Origin of the sequence: Sphingomonas sp. LH128, from assembly GCF_000293195.2 — a bacterium.
In the GTDB taxonomy this organism is placed as follows: Bacteria; Pseudomonadota; Alphaproteobacteria; order Sphingomonadales; family Sphingomonadaceae; genus Novosphingobium; species Novosphingobium resinovorum_A.
Genome location: NZ_ALVC01000352.1, coordinates 1 through 10,304, shown reverse-complemented (window position 1 = coordinate 10,304; position 10,304 = coordinate 1). Strand labels below are relative to the sequence as shown.

Annotated in this window: 7 protein-coding genes; all 7 read right to left on the bottom strand. The window is 66.2% G+C overall.

Annotated features, from left to right (window positions below; all coding sequences use genetic code 11):
* Window positions 1–168: 168 nt before the first annotated feature.
* A complete protein-coding gene (lpdA, locus tag LH128_RS24440) occupies window positions 169–1,578 on the bottom strand; it encodes a dihydrolipoyl dehydrogenase (protein ID WP_008832367.1) in 1,410 nt (469 codons plus the stop codon).
* Between the two features lie 115 nt (window positions 1,579–1,693).
* Window positions 1,694–2,926, bottom strand: a complete 1,233-nt coding sequence (odhB, locus tag LH128_RS24435) for a 2-oxoglutarate dehydrogenase complex dihydrolipoyllysine-residue succinyltransferase (RefSeq protein WP_008832366.1) — start codon at window positions 2,924–2,926, stop codon at window positions 1,694–1,696.
* Between the two features lie 8 nt (window positions 2,927–2,934).
* The gene (locus LH128_RS24430) at window positions 2,935–5,784 is read right to left on the bottom strand and encodes a 2-oxoglutarate dehydrogenase E1 component (RefSeq protein WP_008832365.1); all 2,850 of its coding nucleotides are present in this window, start codon (window positions 5,782–5,784) and stop codon (window positions 2,935–2,937) included.
* 197 nt (window positions 5,785–5,981) lie between these two features.
* Window positions 5,982–6,872 (bottom strand): succinate--CoA ligase subunit alpha, encoded by an 891-nt coding sequence (gene sucD, locus LH128_RS24425; protein WP_008832364.1) that lies wholly within the window; start codon window positions 6,870–6,872, stop codon window positions 5,982–5,984.
* A 136-nt stretch (window positions 6,873–7,008) separates the two neighbouring features.
* Window positions 7,009–7,971 carry a malate dehydrogenase gene (gene mdh, locus LH128_RS24420; RefSeq protein WP_008832363.1) on the bottom strand — a complete coding sequence of 321 codons (963 nt, stop codon included), beginning with the start codon at window positions 7,969–7,971 and terminating at the stop codon, window positions 7,009–7,011.
* A gap of 455 nt (window positions 7,972–8,426) precedes the next feature.
* Window positions 8,427–8,771, bottom strand: coding sequence for a hypothetical protein (locus LH128_RS24415; RefSeq protein ID WP_008832361.1), 345 nt, complete (start codon window positions 8,769–8,771; stop codon window positions 8,427–8,429).
* Between the two features lie 150 nt (window positions 8,772–8,921).
* Window positions 8,922–10,100 (bottom strand): cell wall hydrolase, encoded by a 1,179-nt coding sequence (locus LH128_RS24410; protein ID WP_327195256.1) that lies wholly within the window; start codon window positions 10,098–10,100, stop codon window positions 8,922–8,924.
* Window positions 10,101–10,304: the final 204 nt, after the last annotated feature.

Below are 10,304 nucleotides of genomic sequence, written 5' to 3'. Positions count from 1 at the left end.
CATTGCTTCGCAACAGGGAGGATAGGAAGTTAGAATGCCTTAATCCTCCCTGTCCCGCAGGGATGGGGAGGGGGACCGCCCGCACAGCGGGTGGTGGAGGGGGCCCAAGCGCAAACGAAAAAGGCCGATGCTTTCGCACCGGCCCCTTCGCTCAGCCTGACGGCGCGATCACATGTGGATCGGCTTGCCCGTCACCGCCATCGCGGCTTCCTTGATCGCTTCCGAGTGCGTCGGGTGCGCGTGGCAGGTGTAGGCGATGTCTTCCGAGGTCGCGCCGAATTCCATGGCCTGCGCGGCCTGTGCGATCATCGTGCCCGCCACCGAGGCGATGCACCACACGCCGAGCACGCGGTCGGTCTCGGCATCGGCGATGACCTTCACGAAGCCGTCGGGCTCGTGGTTGGTCTTGGCGCGCGAGTTCGCCAGCATCGGGAACTTGCCGACCTTGATCGCACCGCGCTCCTTGGCGGCTTCCTCGGTCAGGCCCACGCCCGCGATCTCGGGCTGGGTGTAGACCACGCCGGGGATGACGTCGTGGTTCACGATGCCGGTCAGGCCCGCGATGTTCTCGGCGACGGCGATGCCTTCGTCCTCGGCCTTGTGCGCGAGCATCGGTCCGGGGATCACGTCGCCGATCGCCCACACGCCGTCCACCTTGGTGGCGAAGTCGTGGTCGGTCTCGATCTGCGCGCGGGCGTTCAGCTCAAGGCCGATGTTGCCGAGGCCCAGGCCCTCGGTGTTCGGGCGACGGCCGATCGAGACGAGGACGACGTCGGCCTCGATCACTTCGGCGTCACCGCCCTTGGCGGGCTCGACGGTGACCTTGGCGCTCTTGCCCCCATTCACTTCGGCCACGGTCACGCCGGTGACCTTGGTGCCGAGCTTGAGGGCCATGCCCTGCTTCTTGAAGATCTTGGCGGCTTCCTTGCGGACGTCGCCATCCATGCCGGGGAGCAGCTGGTCGAGGAATTCGACCACGGTGACTTCCGCGCCGAGACGACGCCAAACCGAACCCAGTTCCAGACCGATCACGCCGCCGCCGATGACGACCATCTTCTTCGGCACCGAAGCCAGTTCCAGCGCGCCGGTGGAGTCAACCACCACGCCGCCTTCGTTGTCGATCTCGACGCTCGGGAGCGGGGTGACCGACGAGCCGGTGGCGATGACGATGTTCTTGGCGGTCACGGTCTTGCCCGCGACCTCGACGCTGTGCGCGTCCTTGAACTGGGCGTAGCCCTTCAGCCAGTCGACCTTGTTCTTCTTGAAGAGGAACTCGATGCCGCCGGTCAGGCCCTTGATCGCGTCGAGGCGCTGGCCCTGCATGGTGGGCAGGTCGAGCTCGGGGGTGACCTTGATGCCCATCGCGGCCATCGCGCCGCCCTTGGCCGCTTCGAAGTATTCCGACGCGTGGAGCAGGGCCTTCGAGGGGATGCAGCCGACGTTGAGGCAGGTGCCGCCCAGCGTCTCGCGCCCTTCGGCGCAGGCGGTCTTCAGGCCCAGTTGCGCCGCGCGGATCGCCGCGACATAACCGCCGGGGCCGGCACCGATGACAAGGACGTCGTAGTCGTAATCAGCCATTGTAGGCCTCCTCACGCTCGTGCTTCGCACAATCAGTCACGAGCGGTAATAATCGTTTCAGCGCAAGTGAAAACCCCGCCCGACCAGAGTTCGGGGCGGGCGGGGCTTGTCAGTCTCAGAGGTCGATCAGCAGACGGGTGGGGTCTTCGATCGCTTCCTTGATGGTCTTGAGCGCGGTGACCGCCTCGCGGCCGTCGATCAGGCGGTGGTCGTAGGACAGCGCGATGTACATCATCGGGCGGATCACGATCTCGCCGTTGCGGACAACAGCGCGGTCCTCGATGCGGTGGAGGCCCAGCACCGCCGACTGCGGCGGGTTGATGATCGGGGTGGACATGAGGCCACCGAACACGCCGCCGTTCGAGATGGTGAAGGTGCCGCCGGCCATGTCGGCCATGGTCAGCGTGCCTTCCTTGGCCTTCTTGCCGAAGTTCGCGATGGCCTTCTCGATGCCGGCGAAGCCCAGCTTGTCGCAGTCCTTGACGACCGGGACGACGAGGCCGTTCGGGGCCGAGACCGCGATCGAGATGTCGACGTAGTCGTGGTAGACGATCTGGTCGCCGTCGATCTGCGCGTTGACGGCCGGAATGTCCTTCAGCGCCAGGACCGAAGCCTTGGCGAAGAACGACATGAAGCCCAGCTTGATGCCGTGCTTCTTCTGGAACACGTCCTTGTACTTTTCACGCGCCTCGATGACGGCCGACATGTCGACGTCGTTGAAGGTGGTGAGGAGGGCGGCGTTGTCCTGCGCGGACTTGAGGCGCTTGGCGATCGTCTGGCGCAGGCGCGTCATCTTCACGCGCTCTTCGCCGCGCGCGGCGGGAGCAGCGGCAGCAGCCGGGACCGATGCGGCCGGCGCCGAGGCTGCGGGCTTGTTCTTGGCGGCTTCGAGGACGTCGTCCTTGGTGATGCGGCCGTCCTTGCCGGTGCCCTTGATCGACGCGGGGTCGATGCCGTGCTCCAGGATCGCACGGCGTACCGCCGGCGAGAGGACCGATGCACCGGCCGAGGCTTCGTCAGCCGCCGGAGCCGGGGAAGCAGCCGGGGTCGGGGCAGGTGCCGAGGCGGCGGGAGCCGCAGCGGCGGGCTTGGCGGCTGCCGGAGCGCCTGCGCCCTCTTCGATCGTGGCGATCAGCGCGCCGACGACGACGGTGTCGCCTTCGGCCACGAGCTGCTGGCCCATGGTGCCCGCGTGGGGCGCCATGACGTCGATCGCGACCTTGTCGGTCTCGAGGCTGGCGATGGGCTCGTCAGCGGCAACGGTTTCGCCGGGCTGCTTCAGCCACTGGCCGATGGTGGCTTCGGCGACGGATTCCCCAAGGACGGGGACCTTGACTTCGGTGGTCATGATTTATCTCAAGCCTTCTGCTTGCGACGGAGTTCGGAACGGACGGAAAGATGCAGCGCGTCGGCGACCAGCGCCGCCTGTTCGGCGGTGTGGCGCTTGGCGAGGCCGGTGGCCGGGGAGGCCGAGGCCGAGCGACCCGCATAGCGCGGACGCGGAGCCTTGACGCCCGCCTCGACGGCGGCGGCTTCGACCAGCGGCTCGACGAAGAACCAGGAGCCGTTGTTCTTCGGCTCTTCCTGGCACCAGACGATCTCTTCGAGGTTCGGCATCTTCGACAGACGCTTGGCCAGCGGTTCGCCCGGGAAGGGGTAGAGCTGCTCGATGCGGATGATCTGGGTGTCGTCGATCTCGGCGGCATCGCGCGCTTCGAGCAGGTCGTAGAAGACCTTGCCCGAACACAGCACGACCTTCTTGGTCGCCTCGTCAGCCGAACCCTTGGGGTCGGAGAGGATGCGTTTGAAGTCGCCTTCGAGGAACTCCTTCGCCGAGGACTTCGCCAGCGGATGGCGGAGCAGCGACTTGGGGGTCATGATGACGAGCGGCTTGCGGAACGGACGGCGCATCTGGCGGCGAAGAACGTGGAAGTAGTTCGCCGGGCTGGTGATGTTGCAGACCTGGATGTTGTCCTGCGCGCAGAGCTGCAGGTAACGCTCCAGACGGGCCGAGGAGTGCTCGGGTCCCTGGCCTTCGTAACCGTGCGGCAGCAGCATCACCAGGCCGTTCGCGCGCAGCCACTTGGACTCCGCAGATGCGACGTACTGGTCGATGATGATCTGCGCGCCGTTGGCGAAGTCACCGAACTGGGCTTCCCACAGCACCAGCGTCTTCGGATCGGCGCTGGCGAAGCCGTACTCGAAGCCGAGCACGCCGTATTCCGACAGCGTCGAATCCAGCACCTCGAAGCGGCCGTGCGGCAGCGTGGTGAGGGGCACGTACTTGCGCTCGTCGGTCTGGTCGGTCCACACCGCGTGGCGCTGCGAGAACGTACCGCGGCCGCAGTCCTGGCCCGACAGGCGAACGCCGTAGCCTTCCGAGACGAGGCTGCCGAAGGCGAGTGCCTCCGCCGTCGCCCAGTCGAAGCCTTCGCCCGACTTGAACATTTCTTCCTTGGCGGCGAGCACGCGGGCGAGCGTCTTGTGGACGGTGAGGTCCGCAGGAACGGTCGTCAGGGTACGGCCCAGGCTTTCGAACAGCTTGGGCTCGACCTTGGTGTCGACGTTGCGGCGCGCGGTCTCGGGGTCGGCGGGCTTGTGGAAGCCGCTCCACTGACCGGAGAACCAGTCGGCCTGGTTCGCCTTGTAGGTCTTGGCCGCCTCGAACTGCTCTTCGAGATGCTCGGTGAACGCGGCCTCGGTCTGCGTCAGGAACGCATCGTCGATGACGCCTTCCGACTTCAGCTTGTCGGAATAGATCTTCGACACCGGCGGGTGCTGGCGGATCTTCTGATACATCAGCGGCTGGGTGAAGCCCGGCTCGTCGCCCTCGTTGTGGCCGAAGCGGCGGTAGCACCACATGTCGATCACGATGTCGCGGCCGAAGGTCTGGCGGTAGTCGATCGCCAGCTTGCAGGCGAACGTTACGGCCGCCGGATCGTCGCCGTTGACGTGCAGGATCGGCGCCTGGACGCCCTTGGCGACGTCCGAGGGATACGGCGAGTTGCGCGCGAACTGCGGGCTCGTCGTGAAGCCGATCTGGTTGTTGATGATGAAGTGGACGCAGCCGCCGGTGTTGTAGCCCTTCACGCCCGAGAGGCCGAAGCACTCCCAGATGATGCCCTGGCCCGCGAAGGCCGCGTCACCGTGGATGAGGACCGGCAGCACCTGCTTGTGCTTGGCGTTCGGGCCGACGTCGTCGCCGATGTCGTCCGCGATCTGCTGGTAGGCGCGGACCTTGCCGAGCACGACCGGATCGACGGTTTCGAGGTGCGAGGGGTTCGGCATCAGGCTCATGTGAACCTTGGTGCCGTCGAACTCGCGGTCCGTCGAAGTGCCGAGGTGGTACTTCACGTCGCCCGAGCCGCCCACGTCCTCGGGGTTCGCGGTCCCCCCTGAGAATTCGTGGAAGATCACCTTGTAGGGCTTGGCCATCACGTTCGCGAGAACGTTCAGGCGGCCGCGGTGGGCCATGCCGTAGACGATTTCCTTCACGCCGAGCTGGCCGCCGTACTTGATCACCGCCTCGAGGGCAGGGATCATCGACTCGCCGCCATCCAGGCCGAAGCGCTTGGTGCCGACGTACTTCTTGCCGAGGAACTTCTCGTACTGCTCGCCGCGCACGACGGCCGCGAGGATCGCCTTCTTGCCTTCCGGCGTGAACTCGATTTCCTTGTTCGCGCCTTCCATCCGGTCCTGGAGGAAGCGGCGCTCCTCCGTGTCCGAGATGTGCATGTATTCGAGGCCGACCTTGCCGCAGTAGTTGGCACGCAGGATCTGCACGATCTCGCGCACGGTCGTCCATTCAAGGCCGAGCGCGCCGCCGACGTAGACCTTGCGGTCCTGCGCGGCACCGGCGAAGCCGTGGTATTCCGGCGTCAGGTCGGCAGGCAGCTTGCGCTGGTTGAGGCCGAGCGGGTCGAGGTCCGCCGCGAGGTGACCGCGCACGCGATAGGTGCGGATCAGCATCATCGCTCGGATTGCGTCGGCCGCCGCTTCGTCTATGCGGGACTGGTCGATCGGGGCGCCGCCTTTCGCGGCCGCCTTCTTGATCTCGGCCTTCAGGACGGTGGGATCAAGTCCCTGCGTCCAGTCGTCCTCGGCATCGCCGCCGACGAGGGGCCAGTTGCCGCGCTGCCAGCTGGGACCGGCCTGAACTTCGTCCAGTGCCGCGTCCGGGGTGAAATCGAAACTCTCGTCGCCCATAGGAATCACCTATCGCCACGCCCGGACAGGGTTGTCCGACGTTTTCAGTTTGGCGGGCTGACGGATTTTTCCGGGGAGGGAGGGCCGCTAGTCCGCTAGGTACTCACGCCGGGACCGGATGCCCCTTGCGCGTCATGGTAAGCGCTCCGGGGCGGCGCGGTTTCCGAAGAAAACGCCGCCCCGTTGCACCTATAGTGTCAGGCGAAAGCCTTGATGGCTTCCACCAGCGTCTCGCCGAGCAGCGAGGGGCTGGCCGAAACCTTGATGCCGGCTTCTTCCATCGCCGCGATCTTTTCCTCGGCGCCGCCCTGGCCGCCCGAGACGATCGCGCCGGCGTGGCCCATGCGGCGGCCCGGAGGAGCCGTACGACCGGCGATGAAGCCCGCCATCGGCTTGCGGCGCCCGCGCTTGGCTTCGTCCTTGAGGAACTGCGCGGCTTCTTCTTCGGCCGAGCCGCCGATTTCGCCGATCATGATGATCGACTTGGTGGCTTCGTCAGCGAGGAACAGCTCGAGCATGTCGATGAAGTTAGTGCCGTTGACCGGGTCGCCGCCAATGCCGACAGCCGTGGTCTGGCCGAGGCCCGCCGCAGTGGTCTGGAACACGGCTTCATAAGTCAGCGTACCCGAGCGCGAGACGACGCCGACCGAACCCTGCGAGAAGATGCTGCCGGGCATGATGCCGATCTTGCACTCGTTGGGGGTCAGGACGCCGGGGCAGTTCGGGCCGATCAGGCGCGACTTCGAGCCGGTGAGGGCGCGCTTCACGGGCACCATGTCGAGAACGGGGATGCCCTCGGTGATGCAGATGATCAGTTCGATCTCGGCGTCGATCGCCTCGAGGATCGCGTCGGCGGCGCCGAACGGCGGCACGTAGACGCACGAGGCGTTGGCGCCGGTGGCAGCCTTGGCTTCGTGGACCGAGTTGTACTGGGGCAGACCGATGTGGGTCTGGCCGCCCTTGCCGGGGGTCACGCCCGCGACCATCTGCGTGCCGTAGTCGAGCGCAGCCTGGGTGTGGAAGCTGCCGGTCGCGCCGGTCATGCCCTGGGTGATGACCTTGGTGTTCTTGTTAACGAGGATCGACATCGGTTTTCCTGTTCCTGATCGTGGAAGCAGCCGGATTGGGCCGGGGAGGTTCCAAGAAACTATTTTGCCCCCGCGCTACCCATCATTGTGAGAGTATCAACAATGAGGGGCAGTCGCGGGGGCGGTATTCAAAAACTCAGGCGAGGGTGCCGTCGATGCCCTTGCAGGCGACCAGCAGTTCCTTGACCGCGTCGACCGAGACCTGGAGGTTGCCCTTGGCTTCCTCGTCCAGTTCGATCTCGACGACTTCCTCGACGCCGTTCGCGCCGATGACTGCGGGCACGCCGACGTAGAGGCCGTCAACGCCGTACTGGCCATCGACATAGGCCGCGACGGGCAGGATGCGCTTCTGGTCGCCCAGGTAGGCTTCGGCCATGGCGATGCCCGAGGCGGCCGGTGCGTAGAACGCCGAGCCGGTCTTCAGCAGGCCGACGATCTCGCCGCCGCCCGAACGGGTGCGCTGCACGATCGCGTCGATCTTTTCCTGCGTGGTGCGGCCCATCTTGATGAGGTCCGGAACCGGGATGCCGTTGACGGTCGAGTACTGCACGACCGGGACCATGGTGTCGCCGTGGCCACCGAGCACGAAGGTGTTCACGTCGCGGATCGAGACGCCGAATTCCCAGGCCAGGAAGGTCGAGAAGCGGGCCGAGTCCAGAACGCCGGCCATGCCGACGACCTTGTTGTGCGGCAAGCCCGAGAATTCGCGCAGCGCCCAGACCATCGCGTCGAGCGGGTTGGTGATGCAGATCACGAAAGCGTCGGGTGCGTTGGCGGCGATGCCTTCGCCGACCGACTTCATCACTTTGAGGTTGATGCCGAGCAGGTCGTCGCGGCTCATGCCGGGCTTGCGGGCGACACCGGCGGTGACGATGATGACGTCGGCGCCGGCAATGTCGGCATAGTCGTTGGTGCCGGTGATCTTGGCGTCGAAGCCTTCGACCGGACCACACTGCGAGAGATCGAGAGCCTTGCCCTGCGGGAGACCTTCAGCGACGTCGAACAGGACGATGTCGCCCAGTTCCTTCTGCGCCGCGAGGTGCGCCAGCGTACCGCCGATGTTGCCGGCGCCGATAAGGGCAATCTTCTTACGAGCCATGATCCGTTCGTGTCCTTCCCGAGGGCGGGATTTCTCGGACTTCAAGGCGGCCTGCGCTAATCCCGCAAATGGCAGGTGCCGGTGTTTGCGAGGGCGGCCCTACGCCCCTTGGAAGACCATTGCAACCGGCAAAGGGGTCTTTGCATCAGCTTTTATCTGATAATAGTTCGCAATTGCAATAAAGGGGGTGAAATGGCGGAAAATCGCCTGTTTGTTCACGTCGGCAATGTTGCGAAAGGGTTTAGCGGCGCTGGGGATGGTATCGAACGGGGATATGGCGAGCGCAAGTCGCTTTGGGTGCGACTCGTCGAAACTCTCATCCTCCCTGTCGCGAAGCGATGGGGAGGGGGACCGGCGACGTAGTCGGTGGTGGAGGGGGATTGCAACCCACCCCTCCGTCAGTCGCTTCGCGACTGCCACCTCCCCATCGTTTCGCGACAGGGAGGATTAAGCGTTCAACTCGCGAGGCGCTTTGCCAGCGCGGCGGCCATGCGGCGGTCGAGGTGGCGGCATATGCTCAGCCAGCGGGCACGTGCGGCGGTGTCGCCGCGTTCATGGGCGGCCTCGGCCTCGACGCGGGCCTGTTCGGCGGCGGAGAGGCCGTGGCGTGCGAAATGCATGAGGGCTTCGGCAATGCCGGCGTCGATCTCGGCGGCAGGCTTGCTCTCGATGGAGCGCAGGCTAGGGCGCGGGAGAAGGGGGCCGTTGTCGTTGACCGCGCCCAGCGGCGCGCCGGTGCAGAGCACTCCGGCAATGGCCGGCATCGTCCCGTTCATGGCGGCGGCGAAGCGGATGGTCATGGGCGGATAGTCTCTCTTCTTGGTGGGTGTCGACGGATCAACCCTCTACCCCGGCAGCGATGAACCCATCATGCAGGGACGTGGTTTCTCAAGTCTTGACGATACCACCTAGGGACATTCCCCGGGTGCCTCCGTTGCAATCGATTATCTTCAATTTGCGGGCTGGGTGATCCAGCGGCCGGAGTTTGCGTACTCGGCCTTGATGCCCTGCGAACCCGGCAGATTCCGGGCGGTATAGAGCGAATCCCCGCCGCGCTGCTGCACTTCGCTGGAATAGGCGGGGCTGGGCTGGATGGGCATGGTCGGGCCGGTTGCCTGCGCGACCGGCTCTGCCTTCACGGGCTGGGCCGTGCCGAATGCGCGCTGGACGGCGAGCGGGTCGAGCGCCGCTGCTGCAGCGGCGGCATCGGCGCTGTCGTCATGGCGATGCGGAGCGGCCATCGGCTCGCCGCCGAGGTAGGCGAAGCGGAACGTCGCCGCGCTGCCCGCCGCGCCGCGCAGCGCGTAGAAGCGGTGCGCGCCGATGGTGGAAAGGTACTGCAGGCTCGGCGCCCAGTAGGGGTGCACCTGGACAGTATGATAATGCGTGGCGAGGCCGATCGGCGTGTAGACGTAGCCTGCCAGCGCCTGGCGCGCGACGTTTTCGGCGCGGTCCCAGAACATGCGCTGCGGGCGACGGGCGAGCGAGCCGTCGCAGGTGAACGAGAACTGGCAGCCTGTCGAACGTTCCGACCCCTCGTAGACGACGCCGCAGACGGTCTTGGGATAAGCCGGGTGGGCCATGCGGTTGAGCACGACCTGCGCCACCGCGCGCTGGCCCGCATCGGGCTCGCTCGCGGCTTCGTAGTAGATCGCGGCAGTCATGCACTGCAGCGCGCGGGTGCGGTCGACGCCGGAGTTGTCGATGTAGATCGGCCGCGCGGTAGCCAGCGGGCCGGAGACGCTGTCGTCGGCGTCGGAGCGGATGCCTTCGCCGACCTGAAGCGGGGCCTTCTCGGCTTCGAGGTAATAGAAGGCCGAACCGGGGAAGCTGGCGCCTGCCTGCTCGAACGGCATGGGCAGTGCTTCGGCGCCTTGCGAGGCGGCGTCGGCGATGGCGAAGCTGTCCCAGCCTTCCGGCGCGGCGAAGGCGGGAAGGGCGACGGCGGCGAGCGCGGTCACGGCGAAAGTCCAGCGGCGGCGCAGGACGACCGGGCGGTGGCCGACACCGCGGGCGCGGCGCGGATAGCGGCCGACGAAATCGCGCGGGCGTTCGAACGGAGCGCCTTGCGAATCCATCACCGGCGCCGGGGCGGCGTCTGGTCCGGGAATGGAAGGGGCAGGGCTCACTCGGTTCCTTTCGGCCGCAATTCGGCAGCACCGGCCTAGCCTGTGCCCGGTGCGCGCGCATCCGGGCATTCCGGGCCGTCCCGTTGCGGTACAGCCACGCTCTGTACGCTTAACAGGCTGCGGAAAAAGGCGCTTGCCTTGATGTGGCATTGCTGATTCCAGGATCCCGTAGAGGGATGTTGAAGGGATCGGGATGCGCGGCGG

Bases quoted from the DNA above. Each gene is read 5' to 3' on its own strand.
- lpdA (WP_008832367.1), bottom strand. From the start codon at position 1,578: ATGGCTGATTACGACTACGACGTCCTTGTCATCGGTGCCGGCCCCGGC.
- odhB (WP_008832366.1), bottom strand. From the start codon at position 2,926: ATGACCACCGAAGTCAAGGTCCCCGTCCTTGGGGAATCCGTCGCCGAA.
- LH128_RS24430 (WP_008832365.1), bottom strand. From the start codon at position 5,784: ATGGGCGACGAGAGTTTCGATTTCACCCCGGACGCGGCACTGGACGAA.
- sucD (WP_008832364.1), bottom strand. From the start codon at position 6,872: ATGTCGATCCTCGTTAACAAGAACACCAAGGTCATCACCCAGGGCATG.
- mdh (WP_008832363.1), bottom strand. From the start codon at position 7,971: ATGGCTCGTAAGAAGATTGCCCTTATCGGCGCCGGCAACATCGGCGGT.
- LH128_RS24415 (WP_008832361.1), bottom strand. From the start codon at position 8,771: ATGACCATCCGCTTCGCCGCCGCCATGAACGGGACGATGCCGGCCATT.